This window comes from Novosphingobium piscinae, assembly GCF_014230355.1.
Taxonomy (GTDB): domain Bacteria; phylum Pseudomonadota; class Alphaproteobacteria; order Sphingomonadales; family Sphingomonadaceae; genus Novosphingobium; species Novosphingobium piscinae.
Map to the genome: position 1 here is coordinate 316,169 of NZ_JACLAX010000002.1, position 20,753 is coordinate 336,921.

At 67.2% G+C, this 20,753-nt stretch carries 22 protein-coding genes and 1 tRNA gene; 16 read left to right on the forward strand and 7 right to left on the reverse strand.

The features are described 5' to 3' along the window. The first annotated feature begins 18 nt into the window (after nucleotides 1-18). The 5 genes from gap (at nucleotide 19) to H7F53_RS03390 (ending at nucleotide 4,328) form a co-directional block, all read left to right on the forward strand. On the forward strand, nucleotides 19-1,026 hold the full coding sequence (gap, locus tag H7F53_RS03370; protein WP_185678059.1) for a type I glyceraldehyde-3-phosphate dehydrogenase: 1,008 nt from the start codon (nucleotides 19-21) through the stop codon (nucleotides 1,024-1,026). Between the two features lie 98 nt (nucleotides 1,027-1,124). After that, entirely contained in the window at nucleotides 1,125-1,580 is a 456-nt protein-coding gene (locus H7F53_RS03375) for an MOSC domain-containing protein (protein ID WP_246438453.1), read from the forward strand. After that, on the forward strand, nucleotides 1,577-2,776 hold the full coding sequence (locus H7F53_RS03380; protein ID WP_185678060.1) for a phosphoglycerate kinase: 1,200 nt from the start codon (nucleotides 1,577-1,579) through the stop codon (nucleotides 2,774-2,776). Before H7F53_RS03375 ends, H7F53_RS03380 begins: the two co-directional genes overlap by 4 nt. A 196-nt stretch (nucleotides 2,777-2,972) precedes the next feature. Beyond that, nucleotides 2,973-3,881 (forward strand): fructose bisphosphate aldolase, encoded by a 909-nt coding sequence (locus H7F53_RS03385; RefSeq protein WP_185678061.1) that lies wholly within the window; start codon nucleotides 2,973-2,975, stop codon nucleotides 3,879-3,881. A gap of 156 nt (nucleotides 3,882-4,037) precedes the next feature. After that, complete coding sequence (locus H7F53_RS03390) at nucleotides 4,038-4,328, forward strand: hypothetical protein (protein ID WP_185678062.1); 291 nt, start codon at nucleotides 4,038-4,040, stop codon at nucleotides 4,326-4,328. Between the two features lie 7 nt (nucleotides 4,329-4,335). On the opposite strand, the gene H7F53_RS03395 is transcribed toward H7F53_RS03390, so the two are convergent. Next, nucleotides 4,336-5,652: an MFS transporter gene (locus H7F53_RS03395; protein WP_185678063.1), complete on the reverse strand. Its 1,317-nt coding sequence runs from the start codon at nucleotides 5,650-5,652 to the stop codon at nucleotides 4,336-4,338. A 183-nt stretch (nucleotides 5,653-5,835) separates the two neighbouring features. Between H7F53_RS03395 and pgsA the strand changes: the two genes are divergently transcribed. Further along, complete coding sequence (gene pgsA / locus H7F53_RS03400; protein WP_185678064.1) at nucleotides 5,836-6,429, forward strand: CDP-diacylglycerol--glycerol-3-phosphate 3-phosphatidyltransferase; 594 nt, start codon at nucleotides 5,836-5,838, stop codon at nucleotides 6,427-6,429. A gap of 232 nt (nucleotides 6,430-6,661) precedes the next feature. Here pgsA and H7F53_RS03405 read toward each other — a convergent pair whose 3' ends face one another. The 4 genes from H7F53_RS03405 to rnd all read right to left on the reverse strand — a co-directional run bounded on the left by H7F53_RS03405 (nucleotide 6,662) and on the right by rnd (nucleotide 10,723). Beyond that, entirely contained in the window at nucleotides 6,662-6,856 is a 195-nt protein-coding gene (locus H7F53_RS03405) for a ferredoxin (RefSeq protein WP_185678136.1), read from the reverse strand. A gap of 2 nt (nucleotides 6,857-6,858) precedes the next feature. Further along, nucleotides 6,859-8,169, reverse strand: coding sequence for a cytochrome P450 (locus H7F53_RS03410; protein WP_185678065.1), 1,311 nt, complete (start codon nucleotides 8,167-8,169; stop codon nucleotides 6,859-6,861). 172 nt (nucleotides 8,170-8,341) lie between these two features. Beyond that, complete coding sequence (locus H7F53_RS03415) at nucleotides 8,342-9,238, reverse strand: hydrogen peroxide-inducible genes activator (RefSeq protein ID WP_185678066.1); 897 nt, start codon at nucleotides 9,236-9,238, stop codon at nucleotides 8,342-8,344. 198 nt (nucleotides 9,239-9,436) lie between these two features. Then, nucleotides 9,437-10,723 carry a ribonuclease D gene (gene rnd / locus H7F53_RS03420; protein WP_185678067.1) on the reverse strand — a complete coding sequence of 429 codons (1,287 nt, stop codon included), beginning with the start codon at nucleotides 10,721-10,723 and terminating at the stop codon, nucleotides 9,437-9,439. Nucleotides 10,724-10,838: 115 nt separating this feature from the next. Between rnd and aspS the strand changes: the two genes are divergently transcribed. From aspS to H7F53_RS03455, 7 genes are all read left to right on the forward strand, one after another. Continuing rightward, nucleotides 10,839-12,620, forward strand: a complete 1,782-nt coding sequence (aspS, locus tag H7F53_RS03425) for an aspartate--tRNA ligase (RefSeq protein WP_185678068.1) — start codon at nucleotides 10,839-10,841, stop codon at nucleotides 12,618-12,620. A gap of 174 nt (nucleotides 12,621-12,794) precedes the next feature. Beyond that, nucleotides 12,795-13,031 carry an acyl carrier protein gene (locus H7F53_RS03430; RefSeq protein ID WP_185678069.1) on the forward strand — a complete coding sequence of 79 codons (237 nt, stop codon included), beginning with the start codon at nucleotides 12,795-12,797 and terminating at the stop codon, nucleotides 13,029-13,031. 185 nt (nucleotides 13,032-13,216) lie between these two features. Further along, complete coding sequence (gene fabF / locus H7F53_RS03435) at nucleotides 13,217-14,473, forward strand: beta-ketoacyl-ACP synthase II (protein WP_185678070.1); 1,257 nt, start codon at nucleotides 13,217-13,219, stop codon at nucleotides 14,471-14,473. A gap of 4 nt (nucleotides 14,474-14,477) precedes the next feature. Next, nucleotides 14,478-15,440, forward strand: a complete 963-nt coding sequence (gene mltG, locus H7F53_RS03440) for an endolytic transglycosylase MltG (protein WP_185678071.1) — start codon at nucleotides 14,478-14,480, stop codon at nucleotides 15,438-15,440. After that, nucleotides 15,437-15,991: a 2'-5' RNA ligase family protein gene (locus H7F53_RS03445; protein ID WP_185678072.1), complete on the forward strand. Its 555-nt coding sequence runs from the start codon at nucleotides 15,437-15,439 to the stop codon at nucleotides 15,989-15,991. The genes mltG and H7F53_RS03445 overlap by 4 nt, the downstream gene beginning before the upstream one ends. Nucleotides 15,992-16,050: 59 nt before the next feature. Continuing rightward, nucleotides 16,051-16,127 (forward strand) — tRNA-Met (locus H7F53_RS03450). A gap of 177 nt (nucleotides 16,128-16,304) precedes the next feature. Next, on the forward strand, nucleotides 16,305-17,558 hold the full coding sequence (locus H7F53_RS03455) for a tyrosine-type recombinase/integrase (RefSeq protein ID WP_185678073.1): 1,254 nt from the start codon (nucleotides 16,305-16,307) through the stop codon (nucleotides 17,556-17,558). A 43-nt stretch (nucleotides 17,559-17,601) separates the two neighbouring features. Here the strand turns inward: H7F53_RS03455 and H7F53_RS03460 are convergent, their stop codons facing one another. Both H7F53_RS03460 and H7F53_RS03465 read right to left on the reverse strand, forming a co-directional pair. After that, the gene (locus H7F53_RS03460; RefSeq protein WP_281384729.1) at nucleotides 17,602-17,787 is read right to left on the reverse strand and encodes a DUF5818 domain-containing protein; all 186 of its coding nucleotides are present in this window, start codon (nucleotides 17,785-17,787) and stop codon (nucleotides 17,602-17,604) included. Between the two features lie 21 nt (nucleotides 17,788-17,808). Beyond that, nucleotides 17,809-18,477: a lytic transglycosylase domain-containing protein gene (locus H7F53_RS03465; RefSeq protein WP_185678075.1), complete on the reverse strand. Its 669-nt coding sequence runs from the start codon at nucleotides 18,475-18,477 to the stop codon at nucleotides 17,809-17,811. A gap of 125 nt (nucleotides 18,478-18,602) precedes the next feature. On the opposite strand from H7F53_RS03465, the gene H7F53_RS03470 reads away from it, so the two are divergent. From H7F53_RS03470 to H7F53_RS03480, 3 genes are all read left to right on the forward strand, one after another. Next, nucleotides 18,603-19,499 carry a DUF7146 domain-containing protein gene (locus H7F53_RS03470; protein WP_246438454.1) on the forward strand — a complete coding sequence of 299 codons (897 nt, stop codon included), beginning with the start codon at nucleotides 18,603-18,605 and terminating at the stop codon, nucleotides 19,497-19,499. Nucleotides 19,500-19,606: 107 nt separating this feature from the next. Further along, nucleotides 19,607-20,020, forward strand: a complete 414-nt coding sequence (locus H7F53_RS03475; protein ID WP_185678076.1) for an MbcA/ParS/Xre antitoxin family protein — start codon at nucleotides 19,607-19,609, stop codon at nucleotides 20,018-20,020. Then, complete coding sequence (locus H7F53_RS03480; RefSeq protein ID WP_185678077.1) at nucleotides 20,017-20,751, forward strand: RES domain-containing protein; 735 nt, start codon at nucleotides 20,017-20,019, stop codon at nucleotides 20,749-20,751. Before H7F53_RS03475 ends, H7F53_RS03480 begins: the two co-directional genes overlap by 4 nt. Nucleotides 20,752-20,753 lie beyond the last annotated feature (2 nt).

The window sequence follows — 20,753 nt, forward strand, 5'->3', positions numbered from 1 at the left end:
CAGGCAGGAGTTTACACCATGGCGACCAAGGTTGCGATCAACGGGTTCGGACGCATCGGCCGCAACGTGGCCCGTGCGATTCTCGAGCGGACCGACCATGACCTCGAGCTGGTCTCGATCAATGATCTGGCCTCGCCCAAGGCGAACGCCATGCTGTTCCAGCGCGATAGCGTCCATGGCCCGTTCAACGGCACGGTCGCAGTCGACGGCAATGACCTGGTGATCAACGGCAAGCGCATCCACGTGACCGCCGAGCGTGATCCGGCCAACCTGCCGCATGCTGCGCAGGGCATCGACATCGTGCTGGAATGCACCGGCTTCTTCACCGACCGCGCCTCTTGCGAGAAGCACCTGGCCGCCGGCGCCAAGCGCGTGGTGATCTCGGCCCCCGGCAAGAACGTCGACCTGACCGTGGTCTACGGCGTCAACCATGACAAGCTGACCGCCGACCACGTCATCATCTCGAACGCGTCGTGCACCACCAACTGCCTCGCGCCCTTCGCCAAGGTGCTGAACGATTCGATCGGCATCGAGCGCGGGCTGATGACCACGATCCACGCCTATACCAACGACCAGAAGATCCTCGACCAGATCCACGAGGATCCGCGCCGCGCCCGCGCCGCCGCGATGTCGATGATCCCGACCACCACCGGCGCCGCCCGCGCCGTGGGCGAGGTGCTGCCCGAGCTCAAGGGCAAGCTGGACGGCTCGGCGATCCGCGTGCCGACCCCGAACGTCTCGGTGGTCGACCTGACCTTCGTGCCCAAGCGCGAAACCACCAAGGACGAGGTCAACAGCCTGCTCAAGGCCGCCGCCGAAGGGCCGCTCAAGGGCATTCTCGGCTTTTCGGACGAGCCGCTGGTCTCGATCGACTACAACCACTGCGCCAACAGCTCGACCATCGACAGCCTGGAAACCGGGGTGATCGACGGCAAGCTGGTGCGCGTGCTGAGCTGGTATGACAACGAATGGGGCTTCTCCAACCGGATGGTCGACACCACCGGCGCCCTGGCCAAGTTCCTCTGAACTGACATGATCAGTTCCCCGTTCGTGTCGAGCGCAGTCGAGACACGCCGCGCCCCGCGGTTCTCGACTGCGCTCGAACCGAACGGAGGCAGGGGTTGATGGGCCGGCTTCTGGGCATCGCGCGGCACGAACGGCGGCGCGGTCCCATGGAGGTGGTCGAGCGGATCGCGGTCACCCGCGCGGCGGGCCTGGCCGGCGACTGCCGCGGGATCATCCCGCCGGGGAAGTCCGGCCGGCGCCAGGTTTCCCTGCTCGAGGCCGAGAGCTGGGCGGCAGCCTTGGCTGAACTGGGGACAGACGTGTCCTGGTTCGAACGCCGGACGAACCTGCTGGTGGCTGGCCTGCGGCTGCCGCGCGAGGCGGGCCGGATCATCGCGATCGGGCCGAGCCTGCGGATCGAGACAACCTGCGAATGCGACCCGTGCAGCCGCATGGACGAGATCGCCCCCGGGCTCAAGGCGGCGTTGCTGCCGGACTGGCGCGGCGGCGTGCTGGGCCGGGTGATTGCGGATGGCGACATTGCCATCGGGGATGAAGTGAGGATCGAGCCATGACCACTTTCAAGACACTCGACGATCTCGGCGACGTGGCCGGCAAGGTCGCGCTGGTCCGCGTAGACCTGAACCTGCCGATGCAGGACGGCGCCGTCACCGACGACACCCGCGTCCATGCCTCGGCGCCGACCATTCTGGAGCTCGCCGACAAGGGCGCCAAGGTGCTGCTGCTGGCCCACTTCGGCCGGCCCAAGGGCGAACGGGTGTCGACCCAGTCGCTGTCGATGGTGATCGACTGCCTCCAGACCGTGCTCGGTCGCGAGGTGATGTTCGTCCCCGAGATCGCCGGGCCGATCGTGGCGCAGAGCGTGGGTATCCTTGGCAACGGCGGCATCGCCGTGCTCGAGAACACCCGGTTCTGGAAGGGCGAGGAAAAGAACGATCCCGAGCTGGCCCGGGCCATCGCGGCCAACGGCGACTTCTATGTGAACGACGCCTTCTCGGCCGCCCATCGCGCCCATGCCAGCACCGAGGGGCTGGCCCATGTGCTGCCGGCCTACGCCGGACGGTCGATGCAGGCCGAGCTCGAGGCACTGGAGAAGGCGCTGGGCAAGCCCGACAAGCCGGTCGCGGCCGTGGTCGGTGGGGCCAAGGTCTCGTCCAAGCTCGACGTGCTCAAGCATCTCGTCAATCTGGTCGATCACCTGATCATCGGCGGTGGCATGGCCAACACCTTCCTTGCCGCACGTGGGGTCGATGTCGGCAAAAGCCTGTGCGAGCACGACCTGACCGCCACGGCCGAGGAGATCCTCGACAATGCCGACAAGTCGGGCTGCACCGTGCACCTGCCCTATGACGTGGTGGTCTCGAAGGAATTCGCCGCCAACCCGCCGTCCTTGCGCACCTGCAACGTCCATGAGGTGGCCGCCGACGAGATGATCCTCGATGTCGGTCCGCAGGCGGTCGAGGCGCTGGGCGACGTGCTCAAGACCTGCCGCACCCTGGTCTGGAACGGGCCGATGGGCGCGTTCGAGATGGCCCCGTTCGATGCCGCCACGGTTGGTCTGGCCCGCACGGCGGCCGCGCTGACCCGCGAGGGCTCGCTGGTCTCGGTGGCCGGCGGCGGGGATACGGTTGCCGCGCTCAACCATGCCGGCGTGGCGGACGATTTTAGCTATATCTCCACCGCAGGGGGTGCCTTCCTCGAATGGATGGAAGGCAAGGAACTGCCCGGCGTGGTCGCGCTGCAGCGCTGAGCGGCGGCACGGCGGGCGAGGCGACCTTCCGGCGGTAAGCTTTGGCGGGGACGCCTGTGCCGCAATGGCATGGATCGGGCGAAACCGCGGAGGCACGGCGCGGCACAGGTTGCAGTGCAGCGCAATGATGGTATGGGCGCCTCCAGCATACGTATGCGTGCGCGAGGCGCAGGCACAGCAGGAAAGGTGGACCGCGATGCAGACTTCGGAAATGACCGCCAAGATGGCTGCCGGCAACGGCTTCATTGCGGCGCTGGACCAGTCGGGCGGCTCGACCCCCAAGGCGCTGGCCGGCTATGGCATTGCGGAGGGCGCCTGGTCGTCCGACGAGGAGATGTTCGGGCTGATCCACGACATGCGCGCCCGCATCATCCGTTCGGCCACCTTCACCGGCGACAAGGTCATCGGCGCGATCCTGTTCGAGCGGACGATGGACGGCACGGTCGATGGCGTGCCGACTCCCGCCGCGCTGATCGCCAAGGGCGTGGTGCCCTTCATCAAGATCGACAAAGGGCTCGAGGACGAGGCGAACGGCGTCCAGCTGATGAAGCCGATGCCCGAGCTCGATGCGCTGCTGACCCGCGCCAAGGCCCTCGGGGTCTATGGCACCAAGGAGCGTTCGGTGATCAATTCGGCCAATGCCGAGGGGATCGCGGCGGTGGTCGCCCAGCAGTTCGCGGTCGGGCAGCAGGTGCTGGCCCATGGCATGATGCCGATCATCGAGCCCGAGGTGAACATCAAGAGCGCAACCAGGGCCGATTGCGACACGATCCTGCGCGACGAGCTCCTCAAGGCGCTCGACGCCCTCCCGGCCGGGCAGCAGGTCATGCTCAAGCTGTCGCTGCCGGTCGTCCCGGGGACCTTCGACGCGCTGGTCGAGCATCCCAAGGTGCTCCGCGTGGTCGCGCTTTCGGGCGGCTACAAGCGGCCCGAGGCCTGCGTCGAGCTGGCCCGGAACAAAGGCATCATCGCCAGCTTCAGCCGGGCCCTGCTCGAAGACCTGCGCGCGCAGATGAGCGATGCCGAGTTCGACGCCGCGCTGGGCGCCGCGATCGACGAGATCCATGCCGGTTCGACGCGCAAGACCGCCGTCCTCGCCGCCTGACCAGCGCGGCCTGTGCCGCCACCTGCTGCTCTCGAACGCCGGGCCGGAAGGTCCGGCGTTCATGATTCGGCCGGCGAGGCGTACCGGAACGGGATGGTCGCGAATTAGGCTGCCGGCGGTGCTGGAACAGGGTGAACAATGCGTTACCTTCGGCGCATGGACACCGCAGGCTTCACCATGGGCGCGATCCGCTACGGCGGCACCCGCCATCCCTTCCGCGCCTCGCTGCCGCGCCGCGTGCTGCGCTCGCTCCCCCATCACGAGCCCGAGGTCGCCGCCCGGCTGGCCGCGGCGGCGGCGTGCGGGGATAACGGGGAGGCGACGGACGCCGCTCCCGCGGTGCGCCCCGCGCCGCGCCGCGGCTGGCGCATCACCACGCAGGACGTGAAAGACTTCCTGATCGCCTATACTGCCTGCCTGCTAGCGGTGACGACCTTCCTCGGCTGAGCCGCGCCTAGGCGGCTGACGCCGCCGCGGCGCGCTCGGCGCTGTAGAGCCGCAGCCCGAGCAGCGCCGAGATCACGCTCATCCCGGCGGAGACCAGCAACTGGTCGGCCAGCGGGATGCCGGCATGGCTCAGCGCCAGCGAGACCAGCGCGCCGACCACCATCGCGCCCGAATTGACGATGTTGTTCGCGGCGATCGTGCGGGCCGTCTGCGAGGGCGGGACAAAGGTGGTCAGGAAGGCGTAGAGCGGCACCACGAACATGCCGCCGGCAATGGCGATGCCGAGCAGCGCCAGCAGCAGCCACACTGCCATCGGATGCCGCACGAAGGCGCCGAGCTGCATCAGGCCTTCGCCGGCATGCGGGGTCCAGCTCGAGCAGACGAACCAGAACGCCACGACGAACAGGCCCATCACCATCACTGAAGGCGGCGCGAAGCGGGCCGAGACCTGGCCCTTGAGCAGCGCATTGATCGACATCGAGCCGATCGCGATGCCGATCGAGAAGATCACCAGGAACAGGCTGGCCACCTCCTTGCTGGCATGAAGGACGTTCTTGGCGAGCGGCGGGAACTGGATGAACAGGATCGTGCCGACCGCCCAGAAGAACGAGATCGCCCCGATCGCCAGGGCGACGCGCCGGTCATCGGTGGTGTTGCGGATCAGCGTGATCGACGACCGCAGGATGTTGTAGTCGATCGGCTGCGGCTCGGCCATCGGCGGGGCCGGGGGCACCTGTCGCCCGGCGAACCAGCCGATCACCGCCGTCAGGACCACGCCGACCGCGGCCCATTCCACCGGGATCCAGCCGGCCAGGATCGTGCCGGCAAGAATCGCGATGTAGGTGCCGGCCTCGACCAGCCCGGTGCCGGCCAGGACCTCGCCCGGAAGCAGGTGCTGGGGCAGGATCGCGTACTTGATCGGGCCGAAAAAGGTGGAATGCACCCCCATGGCGAAGAGGGCGAGCAGCATCAGCGGGATCGCCACCGTCTCGACCGCGAGGTTCTTCCAGGCGAGGGCGAGGCCGATCCCGCCCACCACCATGATCCCGATCTCGCAGGCCTTGACGATCCGGATGATCGCCGCCTTGTCGCGGCTGTCCGCCAGCTGTCCCGACAGGGCCGAGAGGGTGACGAAGGGAATCACGAACAGCGCCGAGGCGATGCCGCTGAAAGCGGCTTCCTGGCTCTCGGAATTGTAGAGGCTGTAGACCGCGAAGAGGACCATCGCGTTCTTGAACAGGTTGTCGTTGAACGCGCCGAGCAGCTGCGTCACGAACAGCGGCAGGAAGCGCCGTTGCCGCAGGAGTTGGGTGGTGGTGGTCATGCAGTTCCTTGGCTGTGCCCGGCCGGCGGGCGGACCCTAGCGGCGATTGCGGTCCGGACAAGACCGTTTGCGCTACGGTCTGATGACAAGCGGTTAATCCGTCCGCCCGTCGCCGCCGCTGGTGGACGGGCCGCGCCGAGCCTCTCGACAAGCGCGGTGCTGAGCGGCTAGCTCTGGCCCGCGATGCTGACGCTGCCCAACATCCTGACACTGTCGCGCATCGTCGCCGTGCCCGTGCTGGTCGCTCTGCTGTGGTGGCCGGGCTGGCAGGCCGGCTACCTCGCGGCCTTTGCCATGTATACGCTGATGGGCCTGACCGACTATTTCGACGGCTATCTCGCCCGCGCCCAGGGCGCGGTGTCGAAGCTGGGGATCTTCCTCGATCCCATCGCCGACAAGATCATGGTAGCCGCCGTGCTGCTGGTGCTGGCGGCGCAGGGCGTGCTGACCGGTCCCTACGTGGGCGATCTCCACGTCATCGCCGGGCTGGTGATCCTGCTGCGCGAGATCGCCGTGTCGGGCCTGCGCGAGTTCCTGGGCGGGCTGCAGGTGTCGGTGCCGGTGTCCAAGCTGGCCAAATGGAAGACGACCTTCCAGATCGTCTGCCTCGGCGCGCTGATTCTCGGCAAGGGCACGCCGTGGTGGACCGTGACCCTGCTGGGTCAGACGGTGAACCTGCCGCATACCGTGGGCCTGACCACGCTGTGGGCGGCCGCGGTGCTGACCGCGATCACCGGCTGGGACTACCTGCGGGTCGGTCTCAAGCACATGGATTGAGGCGCCGGCCCGCGCGGCGCAAACCCGCGAACTTCGCGAAGTTCACCCACAGAAACAGTGCCGAGAAGTTTGCCGCGCGCGGCCATGACCAACGATGCGAAAGAGCCGCGCGGAGTGTGGCACGGCAGCGGCCTGTAGGACAGGGGGCGGCCCGGCGACCGGCCGCGGGCGAGCGGGAGCACCCGGCGCCCGCACCGGGACCGGTGCCGCCTCAATGCCAGCAGAAACCGGCCTAGTCGGGGATGATCGAGATGGCCCGGGCCGGGCACTGGCTCTCGGCCCGGAGCATCAGGTCCTCGTCCCCGGGCGCGATGGCGCTGACCAGCACCACGGCATAGCCATCGTCATGCAGCTCGAACACCTCGGGGGCGATGCCGGTGCAGATCCCGAAGCCGGCGCAAATCTCAGGATCGACCCTGACTTTCATGGTCAAGCCGCCTCCCGCGGGTCGAACTCGAGCGCGATGTGGGTGAGCCCGCGCAGGATGAAGGTCGGCAGGTAGGTGTAGCGCCGGGCGCCCGCCGGACCATGGACCTTTTCCGAGATGCGGATGTCGCTGGTGCGGTCGAACATGCGGTTGAGCGCGACCACGGTTTCCGCGCGGGCCAGTGGCGCGCCGGGGCAGGCGTGCCGGCCGGCGCCGAAGCCGACGTGGAGGCGGGCATTCTTGCGGTCGAGCTGGAACTCGCCCGGATTGTCGAACTTGCGGGCATCGCGGTTGGCCGCGCTGTTGGCGATGAACAGGAAGCTGCCGGCAGGGATCTCCACCCCGGCGACGGTCGTGGGCCGCTTGGCCAGGCGGAAGTCGCCCTTCACCGGCCCCTCCGTGCGCATGCACTCCTCGATGAAATTGGGGATCAGGCTGCGATCCGCGCGCAGGCGCTGCTGGATCTCGGGATGATCGCTGATGTACTGGAAGGCATAGCTGAGCAACCGCACCGTGGTTTCCTGTCCGGCGGCAAAGACATTGGCGGCGACCCGGGCCACGTCCATCGGATCGGGCACGGTGCCGTCGGGGAAGGTCGCCTTGGCCAGGCCGGTGAGCACGTCGTCGCGCGGGTTGGCGCGGCGGTCGACGACATAGGTCGAGAACTTGTCATACAGATATTCGAGCGGCCCGTGCGTCACCTCGCCATCGGTGCCGCCCACCACGGCGCCGCCGCTTTCCTGCTCGACCCGGATCAGGTGCTTACGGAATTCGACCCGGTCTTCGGCCGGCACGCCCAGCAGGTCCGAAACGACCAGCACCGCGAAGGGCTGGGCGAAATCGTTCATGAACTCGCATTCACCGCGGTTCAGGAAGCCATCGATCTGCTCGTCCGCCAGCTTCCACATGAAGTCCTCGTTCTCCTTGAGGCGCCGCGGCGTGATCAGCGACATCAGCAGGGAACGGTGGGCGGTGTGGACCGGCGGATCCATGGTCGGCAGCTGGTCGTGGAACGGGGTCTGGTCGCGCCACTGCTCGATCAGCGCCGAGATGTCCTCGTCGCGGTGCTGGTCGAGCGGAATCGGGCAGCCGGCGAAGGGACCAGTGGTCGACATGCACGAGGAGAAGCGATCGGGATCGTTGTAGATCTCGAGCGCCTCGGTGTAGCCGGTGACCATGAAGATGCCGTGGTGCGGCTCGCGCTGCACCGGCGATTTCGCCCGCATATAGTCGAAATAGGGGTAGGGATTGGCGATCCACCGGTCGCTGAGGAAGAAGTCGTGCGCCTCGAAATCGTGGGCCTGGTCGTTCATGATCGCTCCTTGGCCGGCGCGCGCGGCGCGGGCGGCATCCTCGTGGTGATGCGCCCGACAATAAGCGAACGATTTTCATTTTGCCAAAGCCGCCCGCAACTCATCGCCGGAGCGGCGTGCGGGCGCGGGGCGGCGATGCTGGCCGGGCGCAACCGCGCGCCGCGGCGGCGCCTCAGCCCGCGCGCAGCTCCTCCGCCAGCATCCGGAATTCATCGCCGCGCGGGCTGTTCTTGCGCCAGACCAGCGCGATCTCGCGGTTGGCGGTGGGGGTGTCGAGCGGGCGGGCGACCACGTCGGTGCCGTTGAGGATCCCCGCGTCGATCGCCATTTCGGGCAGCATGGTCAGGCCGAGGCCGTTGTCCACCATCTGCACCAGCGTGTGCAGGCTGGTGCCGATCATCGTCGCCGAGGCGCGCAGCTCGGGCCGATTGCAGGCGGCCAGCGCATGCTCGCGCAGGCAGTGGCCATCCTCCAGCAGCAGCAGGCGGTTTTCGTCGATCAGTTCGGCCGGGATCTCCGCCGGCAGGTCGCGCGGGTCGTCCTTGGGGAAGGCGACGAACAGGGCGTCCAGCTCGATCGTCTCCTTCTCCACCTCGCCAGTGGGGAAGGGCAGGGCCAACAGCACGCAATCGGCCCGGCCGTGCTGGAGCGATTCCATCGCCGCGGCGCTGGTCTCCTCGCGCAGATAGAGCTTGAGGTTCGGGCGTTCGCGGCGCAGGCGCGGCAGCATCCGCGGGAGCAGGAACGGGGCGATCGTGGGTATCACGCTCATCCGCACCTCGCCCGACAGCGGCTGGCCGCTCGACTGGACCAGATCGGACAGTTCCTCGGCCTCGCGCAGGATGCGGTGGGCCTTGGCGACCACGGCATTGCCCAGCGGGGTGAACCGCACCGCGCGCTTGGTCCGTTCGACCAGGGTGACCCCCAACAGGGTCTCCAGATCGCGCAGCCCGGCCGACAAGGTCGACTGCGAGACGAAGCAGGCCTCGGCGGCGCGGCCGAAGTGGCCGTGCTCGTGCAGGCCGACCAGATACTGGAGCTGCTTGAGGGTGGGCTGGAAGACGGTCATGGCTGCATGTCCTCCGCGGTACAGCGATGCCGGGCCGTCCCTTGCACCCCCTTGCGTTGTCCCGGGCTTGATCCGGGACAGAGCTTTTTCTTCCGCGCCAGCGTCGTCGAAGGCAGCCCTGCCCCGGGGCGAGCCCGGGGCGACGATAACGTCAGGTTCGCGCTGAAGGCAGGGGTCATGGCCGTGCCTCCGCCCTGATCACGCCCTGTCCTCGTCCATAGCCTCATCGGCCACCACCTCATCGGCCGTCGCCTTCTCCGCCGCGATGCCGTCGTCCTCGACCGCGGCCGGATTCTGCTGTCCCATCTCCTCGTGGATCTCGTCGATGTGGGTCATCTTGAGCTTGCCGCCCAGCACGGCGAAGGCCAGCTTGCCTTCGACCAGCTCCAGCGCCTCGCGGCCGAACTGCTCGAACCGCCAGCCTTCGAGCAGCGAGAGGTTCTTGCGGACCCCGGCGGCGAGCAGCTCCAGATCGTCGCTGCGGGCGAGCAGCCGGGCGGCCACGTCGATCTCGCGGGCGCGGATCTTGAGCAGCAGCTTGAGCAGGTCGGCGACCAGCGCGCCCTCCTTGCCCAGCGGCGCGCCGCGCGGAGTGCGCGGGGGCAGCTCGTCCTCGCCCAGCGGGGTGGCGGCGGCCAGTGCGGCCATCAGGCGCTTGCCGATCTCGTTTTCCTTCCAGCCCGGGGAAAGCCCCCGCACCTTGGCCAGATCGGCCTGCTGCTTGGGCGGGTGGCTGGCGATGTCGGCCAGGGTCTCGTCGCGGGCGATGCGGCCGCGCGGGATGTTCTTGTCCTGCGCCTCGTGTTCGCGCCAGGCGGCCAGCGCCTTGAGCCGGCCCAGCACCGCCGGGTTGCGCCCGCTGGCGCGGATCCGCTGCCAGGCCGTGGCGGGATCGTTGCGGTAGTTCTCGGGGTCGGCGAGCTTCTCCATCTCGGCATCGAGCCACTGTCCGCGCCCGGTCTTGATCAGGCGCTTGAGCATCTTCGGGAAGATCTTGGACAGGTGGGTGACGTCGCCGATCGCATAGTCGATCTGCCGCGCGTCGAGCGGGCGGCGCGACCAGTCGGTGAAGCGGGCGCCCTTGTCGACCGCGATGCCCAGCCAGCTCTCGACCAGGTTGGAATAGCCGATCTGCTCCGACTGGCTGATCGCCATCATCGCGATCTGGGTGTCGAAGATCGGGTGGGGAGTCTTGCCGGTGAGGTTGTAGATGATTTCCACGTCCTGGCCGCCGGCGTGGAAGACCTTGAGCACGTCCTCGTTGTCCACCAGCAGCTCGAGCAGCGGCGACAGGTCGATGTCGGCTGCCATCGGATCGATCGCCGCCGCCTCCTCGGTGTCGGCGATCTGGATCAGGCAGAGTTCGGGCCAATAGGTGTTCTCGCGCATGAACTCGGTGTCGACGCAAACGAAGTCGGCCTTGGCCAGGCGTTCGCACAGGTCGGCGAGGGCAGCGGAGGTGGTGATGAGAGGATGTATCTTCATGGGTCTTTTCTGTATGGACCCGTGCGGGCCCGCGGCTTGACAAAAGCCCGGCCATCGCCTGTTAGCCGCGCTTCACCGCCCCTGCCTGATCGCGGGCCGAATGGAAAGAGTTTCGATGCATCCCTATCGCTCCCACACCTGCGGCGCGCTGACCCGCGCGAACGAAGGCGAGACCGTCCGGCTCTCCGGCTGGGTGCACCGCAAGCGCGACCATGGCGGGGTGCTGTTCGTCGATCTGCGCGATCACTACGGCATCACCCAGGTGGTGGCCGACGTGGACAGCGCCGCGCTGCCGCTGCTCGAGGGGCTGCGGGTGGAGAGCGTCGTCACGATCGATGGCCTGGTCAAGGCGCGCAGTGCCGGGACGGTCAATCCCAACCTGGCCACCGGCGAGATCGAGGTCTTCGCCCGCGAGGCCACCGTGCTGAGCCGCGCCGAGGAGCTGCCGATGCCGGTGGCGGGCGAGCAGGAGTATCCCGAGGACATCCGCCTGCGCTACCGCTTCCTCGACCTGCGCCGCGAGACGCTGCACGCCAACATCGTCAAGCGCACCAAGGTGATCTCGGACATGCGCCGGCGCATGGAAGGCGCCGGGTTCACCGAATACTCGACCCCGATCCTGACCGCCTCCTCGCCCGAGGGTGCGCGCGACTTCCTGGTGCCGAGCCGGATCCACGCCGGCAAGTTCTATGCGCTGCCGCAGGCCCCGCAGCAGTACAAGCAGCTGCTGATGGTGGCCGGGTTCGACCGCTACTTCCAGATCGCCCCCTGCTTCCGCGACGAGGACCCCCGCGCCGACCGCCTGCCGGGCGAGTTCTACCAGCTCGACCTCGAGATGAGCTTCGTCACCCAGGAGGAAGTCTGGGAGACGATGGAGCCGGTGATCGGGGGTGTGTTCGAGGCCTTTGCCGAGGGCAAGGCCGTCACCCCGATCGGCAGCTTCCCGCGCATCCCCTATGCCGAGGCCATGCTCAAGTACGGCTCGGACAAGCCCGACCTGCGCAACCCGCTGATCATCCGCGACGTCACCAGCGAGTTTGTCGGATCGGGCTTCGGCCTGTTCGACAAGATCGTCGGCTCGGGCGGCACGGTGCGGCTGATCCCGGCGCCGAACACCGCCGGCCTGAGCCGCAAGTTCTTCGACGACATGAACGACTGGGCCCGCTCGGAAGGGCATGCCGGGCTGGGCTATGTCACCCGCAAGGGCGGCGAGTTCGGCGGGCCGATCGCCAAGAACCACGGGCCCGAAAAGATGGCCGCGCTGTTCGACGCGCTGGGCCTCGGCCCTGATGACGGCTGCTTCTTTGCCGCCGGCAAGGAAGAGCAGGCGGCCAAGCTCGCCGGCCTGGCCCGCATCCGCGTGGGCGAGCAGCTCGACCTGATCGACAAGGACCGGTTCGAGCTGTGCTGGATCGTCGACTTCCCGTTCTACGAATGGGACGAGGACAGCAAGAAGGTGGAGTTCAGCCACAACCCGTTCTCGATGCCGCAGGGCGGGATCGAGGCGTTGACCAGCCAGGACCCGCTGACGATCAAGGCGTTCCAGTATGACCTGGTCTGCAACGGCTACGAGATCGCCTCGGGCTCGATCCGCAACCAGTCGCCCGAGACCATGGTCAAGGCTTTCGAGCTGGTCGGCCTCAGCAAGGCCGACGTCGAGGAGCGCTTCGGCGGGCTCTACCGCGCCTTCCAGTATGGCGCGCCGCCGCATGGCGGCATGGCCGCCGGCGTCGATCGCATCGTCATGCTGCTGTGCGGGGCGCAGAACCTGCGCGAGATCACGCTGTTCCCGATGAACCAGCGCGCCGAGGACCTGCTGATGGGCGCGCCGAGCCCGGCCGAGCCGAAGCAGCTGCGTGAGCTGCATCTGCGCGTGGTCGAACCGCCCAAGGGGTGAAGGCGGGCCGCGGCCCGGCCGGCGGGGCGGATGCCCCCGTCCGGCCGGGCTGACGCCACGTAATCGGCCGGTCCCGGCCTTTTCCCCAGCCCGCGCGCAACCACTTGCCAGCGCCGCCACGGCACATTAGGGCACCTTCGAGTTTTTCATCTCCCGTTCACGAGAGGACATTCCATGAGCGACACCGCCGACCGGGTTAAGAAGATTGTGGTCGAGCACCTCGGCGTCGAGGCTGACAAGGTTACCGAGGACGCGAGCTTCATCGACGACCTGGGCGCCGACAGCCTGGACATCGTCGAGCTCGTGATGGCCTTCGAGGAAGAGTTCGGGGTCGAGATCCCCGACGACGCCGCCGAGAAGATCAGCACCGTCTCGGACGCGATCAAGTACATCAACGAAAACAAGGGCTGATCGCCCTTACCGCCACCCGCCGCCCTGAGCTTGCTTGAGGGCAGTCCCCGCGCCCCTTGCCGGGTGCGGGCACGGGACCCACTTCAGGCTCAGCCCCTTGTTCGGGTTGGGCCTGTTGTGTTTCTGTCGCCAGCGGTTATCGGCCAGTGCCGAAGGGTCGCGAACGGGAAGTTTCGGAGCAGCATATGCGTCGTGTCGTCGTCACCGGTCTCGGTCTGGTCACCCCGCTGGGGGCCGATGTGGAAACCGTCTGGGCCAACCTGCTGGCAGGCAAGTCGGGCGCAGGTCCGATCACGCGCTTCGACGCCAGCGACCAGAAGTGCCAGATCGCCTGCGAGGTGAAGCCGGCCGATCACCCCTATGGCTTCGATCCCGGCAAGCGGGTTGATCACAAGATCCAGCGGCAGGTCGATCCGTTCATCGTCTACGGCATCGACGCCGCCGGCCAGGCGCTCGAGGACGCCGGGCTGACCGAGATGGATGACGATCTCAAGCTGCGCACCGGCTGCTCGATCGGTTCGGGCATCGGCGGGCTGCCGGGGATCGAGAGCGAATCCATCGTGCTGCACGAGAAGGGCCCCGGCCGCGTCTCGCCGCACTTCGTCCACGGCCGGCTGATCAACCTGATCTCGGGGCAGGTCTCGATCAAGTATGGCCTGATGGGGCCGAACCATGCGGTGGTGACCGCCTGCTCGACCGGCGCGCACTCGATCGGCGATGCCGCGCGGATGATCAAGGACGGCGATGCCGACATCATGCTGGCGGGCGGGGCGGAGAGCACGATCAACCCGCTCGGCGTGGCCGGCTTCGCCCAGGCGCGTGCGCTCAACTGCAGCTTCAACGACCGTCCGACCGAGGCCAGCCGCCCCTACGACAAGGACCGCGACGGCTTTGTCATGGGCGAGGGCGCCGGGGTGGTGGTGCTGGAAGAGTACGAACACGCCAAGGCCCGCGGCGCGAAAATCTATGCCGAGGTGGTCGGCTACGGCCTGTCGGGCGATGCCTATCACGTCACCGCCCCGCACCCGGAAGGCAAGGGCGCTGAACTCGCCATGCGGATGGCGCTGCGCAAGGCCGGGCTGGCCCCGGGGGACATCGACTATGTCAACGCCCACGGCACCTCGACCATGGCCGACACGATCGAACTGGCCGCGGTCAAGCGCGTGCTGGGCGACGACCTGTCGGGCGCCTCGATGAGCAGCACCAAGTCGGCCATCGGCCACCTGCTCGGCGGCGCCGGCGCGGTCGAGGCGATCTTCTGCATCCTCGCGATCCGCGACCAGATCGTCCCGCCCACGCTCAACCTGCACAACCCGGACGAGGGCACCGAAGGGGTCGACCTCGTGCCGCTCGTCGCCAAGCAGCGCGAGGTGCGGGCCGTGCTGAACAATTCGTTCGGCTTCGGCGGGACCAATGCCAGCCTGGTGATGAAGAAGGTCTGAGCCCGTGCGCCGCCGCGGCAAGCTGATCGCCTTGCTGGCGGCCGCCCTGGCCCTGCTGTGGCTGGTTGGCGGGTGGTATCTGCCCGGCCCGCTCGACAAGGACACCGAGTTTGTCGTCGCCCAGGGCGACAGCTTCGGGCAGGTCGCGGCGAAGCTGCAGGACCTCGGCGCGACGGACCAGTCCGCCGTGTTCAAGCTGCGGGCCAAGCTGCTGGGCGGCTCTGCGCCGATCAAGGCCGGCACCTTCATGCTGCCGAAGGGTGCCAGCCAGGCAACCATCCTGGACATTCTCCAGGGCGGCAAGGTGATCCGCCGCTTCGTGACCGTGCCCGAGGGCATGCCCTCGATCATGGTCAAGGAACGGCTGGCTGCGCAGGCCAACTTGACGGGCGAGATTGCCGTGCCCGATGAGGGCTCGATCCTGCCCGACACCTACGAAATCGGCGTGGGCGAAAGCCGCGCGGCCGTGGTCGACCGGATGCAGCAGGCCATGGCGCGCACGCTCAAGGAGCTGTGGCCGAAGCGCTCGCCGCGCACCGTTGCCCGCACCCCGCGCGAGGCGGTGATCCTCGCCTCGATCGTCGAGAAGGAGACCGGCAAGCCCGAGGAGCGCCGGCTGGTTGCCGGGCTCTATTCCAACCGGCTGCGCCAGGGCATGATGCTCCAGGCCGATCCGACGATCATCTATCCGATCACCCGCGGCAAGCCGCTGGGCCGGCGCATCCGCCAGAGCGAGATCGCTGCAGTCAACGGCTACAACACCTATGCCATGGTCGGCCTGCCCAGCGGACCGATCACCAATCCGGGGCGCGCCTCGCTTGAGGCTGTGCTCAACCCGGCCGATACCGACGCGCTCTACATGGTGGCCGATGGCACCGGCGGCCATGCCTTCGCCGCCACGCTGGCCGAGCACAACCGCAACGTCGCCAAGTGGTTCGCCATCCGCCGCGCCCGCGGCGAGCTGTGAGCGAAGCCGGCGCGCCGCCCGACCGGGGGCCGCTGATCGTCACGGCCAGTCTCCCGCCCGACCTGTTCGCCTGGGCCGACGGGCTGCGGCGGGCGCACTATCCGCCCGAGCGCAACCGCGTGCCCGCCCACGTCACGCTGTTCCGGGCCCTGCCGGCCTCGGCCGGTGCGGAGCTGCGGCAGGTTCTGGCCGCGCAGGCCGCCCGCCACGCGCCGATCGCCGGCGCCGTCACCGGGCTGCTCGATCTCGGCCAGGGCACCGCGCTCGCCCTGGCCAGCCCAGGCCTGCTGGCGCTGCGCGAGGCCCTGGCGGACCACTTCCACGGCCTGCTCACGGCGCAGGACCGGCCGAGCCCGCGGCTGCACCTGACGATCCAGAACAAGGTTCCACCGGCGCAGGCCCGCAGCCTGCAGGCGCGCCTGCGCGGGGAGCCGATCGAACGCCGCTTCGCCTTCGTCGGCCTGGCCCTCCAGAGCTATCGCGGCGGGCCCTGGGAGGCTGCCGGAAGCTGGTCTTTCCGCGGTCGTCCGGCCCTGAAAAGAGGTGGTTGACCAAGCCCCCGCCGCGCCCTAAGAGCGCCGCCTGCCCGGCAATGCCGGGTGGACCATGGGGCGGAGTAGCTCAGCCGGTTAGAGCAGCGGAATCATAATCCGCGTGTCGGGGGTTCGAGTCCCTCCTCCGCTACCAATGGCCTGTCCGGAAGCTTCCACACGCTTCCGCATTTTTCCAAAAAACAGCCGAAAAGTAGAGGGTTGCGGGCGATTCGCGTCCGCATTCGCCCTTGTCCTTCCACATGCAGCCAGATTTGGTGTGGGGGTATTTTGGGGGTATTTTCGCGGAGTAGCGCAAAGGAGCGATACCCCCATGCCTCTGACAGACACTCAGGTCCGTACTGCGAAGCCCGCTGAGCGAGCTTACAAGCTGGCCGACAGCGGCGGCTTGTTCCTGCTGGTGCAGCCAAACGGCACCAAGCTCTGGCGCATGAAGTACCGCGTCGCGGGAAAGGAGAAGCTGCTCTCGTTCGGTGCTTACCCGGGCGTCGGAATCGCGGCCGCAAGGGACAAACGGAACGCCGCCAAGGTTCAGCTTTCCGAGGGCACAGACCCGATGAAGGCAAAGGACGACGCGAAGCCTGCTGGCGGCAACACTTTCTTCGAGGTCGCGGAGCGCTGGCACATGAACCGCAAGTCATCGCTGCATCCCGCCCATGCAGAACGGGTCTGGTCGAGAATGGAGCGGGACGTGTTCCCTGAACTCGGCCAAATGCCGATCGACGAAATCACGCCGCCCCATGTGCTGGAGATGATCCGCAAGATCGAGGCGCGTGAGGCGCTGGATATCAGCCGCCGTGCCAAGCAGGGAGTAGGGCAGGTCTTCCAGTTTGCAATCGCCTGCGGTCTCACGAGCAATGACCCGACCGCCCATCTGCGCGGCGCCTTAAAGCCTCGCCCCCGCGTGCAGCACATGAGCCGCGTCCCGCTGAGCGAGTTGCCATCGCTACTCGAGAAGCTCCGCGCCTATCAGGAAGAGGGCGATCGGCGGTCGGTGATCACTCGCGACGCGCTGCTGTTCGCCTTGTTGACCTGGGTACGGACGAAAGAGCTTCGCTTTGCAGTCAAATCGGAGTTCGAAGGATTGGGCGGCAAGGAGCCACTCTGGCGGATCCCTGCGTCGAGGATGAAGATGGGGCGCGAGCACCTTGTGCCCCTGTCGGCTCAGGCGGCGCAAATCGCCCAGCGCCGATTCTCCGAGGCGACGGGCGACTTCGTTTTTCCTGGAGGCCATCCGGACAAGCCCCTCTCGGAGAACACGATGATCTACGGCCTCTACCGCCTGGGCTATCACACGAGGCAGACCGTTCATGGATTTCGCGGTCTGGCGAGCACTTGGGCCAACGAGCAACTGGTGGAGTTCGGCAAGCCGCCGATGTGGATCCGCAGGTACCACGAGGACTGGGTCGAGCTTCAACTGGCTCATTCCGAGAAGAACGAAGTGCGCAGCGCCTACAATGCGGCGGAGTATCTCGCTCCGCGGCGGCGAATGATGCAGGATTGGGCGGACTTCCTCGACGGAGGCAAGGTGGTCGACATCAAGAAGGGGCGGCGCCGCGCTGCGTAGTGGGTCGAGCGTCCACACTCAGCCGGCAACGGCGCTCTGCGTGTTAGGCGGCGATTCCGATCCAGTCCGCCAGGATGCGTTCGGGGCTCTTGAGCACGCCCTCCACGATGACGTTCTGCTCGAGCAACGCGCCGTCGAACTCCGGTGCGTCCACGATCCAGGTTCCCTCATCGGGCGTGGTGATCAAGAGGCTGCGAGCCCCCTTGGTCAGTCGTCCTGACAAGCGCATCCTTCGACGGTTCAGCACGGCTCACTCCAGCTCATTCTTCCAGTGCCGCAACACCTCGCGGACGTAGCCCGGCGTTTCGCCGTTCAGCGGGACACCCCCGGCACGGCTCACTGCTCCGGGACCTGCATTGTACGCTGCCACCGCCAGGTGGACCATGCCGAAGCGGTCAAGCATCCACCGCAAATATCGAGCAGCCCCGTATATGTTGTCGATTGGCTGGAAGCGGTTGGACACGCCCAGCAGTCGTGCTGTCGCCGGCATGAGCTGCCCCAAGCCTGCTGCTCCGGCCTTGCTCATCGCGAACGGATTGTACCGCGACTCCGTCCAGACCAGCGCATCGAGAAGCCCGGCAGGAAGCGCATATCGCGCTTCAGCCGCCTGGACATGTCGTAGATAGCTGGCGCGGCGCTCGTCAGTTGGTTGTCCAGGGCGCGGCTGCCACCGTGGCACCGCGGGCTTTGTTGGCGCCGCCGCCTTCTCTGAGTTTGTCCGTGTGGCAGGCAGGGTCGATGCCCAGATCCCGTGTTGGATCAGCTGGAATCCGCCAGACGTTTCGTCGACCCTAACTCCAGGGAGCACTGCAAGAGGCGAGGCAAGTTCCTTCGGCGCGGTTGTCTCCTGCGCCCCCGCGGGGAAGGCCACTGCAATAGCTAGGCCAACCATTCCGATGAGGCGGGATAGCGGCACCATGTCTCGACTCCTCTCTGGCCAAGTTGAGTGAGAACATATAAAGAACATGCCGTGTAGGAAAATGGATTGGCATGAGCGCAGAGTGGAGGCTGCGCGGGGAAGGGCAATCGAACCGGAGTAGGCCGATGCCCCACATAGCTAACAGTGATGCACTCGAGTACCGGGCGCGCTCGATCGTTGAGAGCCTTGGCGGCGTGTGGCGGCGGGGCAAGGGCATGTGCTGCTGTCCCGCCCATGACGACCGCACGCCCTCCTTGAGTGTTTCCCTCGGCCGCAAGGCGATCCTGTTTCACTGCTTCGCTGGCTGCTCTAATGCCGAGGTGATCGCGGCGCTGGACCGCGGAGGCATTCGGCCGCGCGAGTTGTTTGACGGCACAGGCGCGCCGCCCGCAGAGCGGCCTGCTGATCGACTGTCGAGCCGCAATGCGCTGCGCCTCTGGCGAGCCGCAGTGCCGATCGCACAGAGCCCTGCGGAGCGTTACCTGGCCCGGCGCGGCCTGCAACGAACCTCGAACCAGCTCCGGTTCCTGGCACACACGCCTCTAGGGCCCAAGGGAGCGGTCCGTTTCCTGCCGGCCATGCTCGCGGCAGTCACCGACGACACTGGTGTCATCGCGGTGCACCGCACCTTCCTGAACGCTCCAGACGGCACACTTGCAGCCTTCGAGCGACCCAAGAGGGCGCTTGGGAGCTTGGACTGCGGCGCCGTGCGCCTCGCGCCGCCGGCACTTGGACGCCTCGGCCTTGCCGAAGGCATTGAAAGCGCGCTCGCCGCCATGGAGCTCTTCGATGTGCCCTGCTGGGCTTCGCTTGGAAACGAACGCTTCGGCCTCGTTGCCATTCCCGAGAGCGTGCGCGAACTCCACCTCTTCATAGACAATGACGCAGGAGGGGCTCTCGCCGAGGAGCGCGCCAGGAAGGCCTACGGCGCAGTCGATCGTGTCATCCTATCACGCGTGCCTGCTGCCACTGGATGGGACTGGAATGATGAGCTCAGGGCACGACGGCCCCAGACGGCGTGACCACTGGGCCATCTTGTGAGCAACATCAGATGCCAAATGGACGCCTACTCGGGGATCATTGCCAATTGGCATTCACGGGCTTATATGCTGCCCAATGGAGAATTGGCATGCTGGCTCTACAACCTGTTGATACCGCAGTTCCGGCGTTTCGTCCTGAACCCATCACCCAGAACGAGGCAGCTGCCATGTTCAGGGCGGTTCTCGGTCTGTTTGGCCGGTGGGAACTGACCGACGAGCAGGCGGCAACGCTCCTCGACATGCCGCTCCGCTCCTACCGCCGCTGGAAAGCCGAAGGGCCTGGCCGCATCTCTCGCGACGGGTGCGCGCGGCTCTCTAATCTCATGGGCATCCACAAGGCGCTCCGGCTGATCTTTTCCGAAGCGCCGCGCGGTTATGCCTGGATCAAGGCCGCGAACGAGGCCTTTGGCGGCGCAAGTGCGCTCGAGGTGATGCTCGGCGGTGAGCTCACCGATATCATGCGGGTGCGCCGTTACCTCGACGCCGAGCGTGGAGGCTGGTGAGCTCCGCGCCGGCCATCCCGATCAGCCGCATTGAGTGGCAAGGGGCGGTGCGGATTATCCGCAGCGCCTTTCCGCCGATCGACCTGTTCGAGGATATTGCAGACCCGGCCGATTGGCCGCTCCTCATTTCTGCCGAACAGAAAACCAACCCGCGAATCATGGCGACGATCGGCAATCTCGACCTCGTCCCCGCCGAGCGCCGGGTCGGCGGCGCCGGCGCGTCGTTTCTGATGGCACCCTTCACCCATGTGAGCACCAACCGGCCAAGCCGCTTCACGAACGGGAGCTACGGCGTGCTCTATGTCGGCATCAGCTTCGAGACCGCCCTGTTCGAGACGATCCACCATCATGCCCGCTTCATGCTGCGGACGCGCGAAGCCCCTGGTTGGACCGCGCAATTCCGCGAGATCGTGCTTTCGGTGGCAGCGGACCTCCATGATCTCAGGGGGCAAGCCGCTGCGCTTGCCCCGGTACTCGATCCCCTAGACTACTCGGCCGCGCAGGCGCTCGCGGGCAGCCTCAGGGCCGCTGGCTCGAATGGTATCGTCTATCCCAGCGTGCGCCATGCCAGCGGAGAGTGCGCCGCGCTGTTCTATCCGGATGGCGCCGCCAGCCCAGTGCAGGGCCGGCACTTCGATTATCACTGGGACGGGCAGCGGGTGGATCTCGTGCGTGATGCCGGATCAGGCGCGGTGTTTCGCGTGGTCGACCTGCCGGCCGGAGAGTCCTGAGC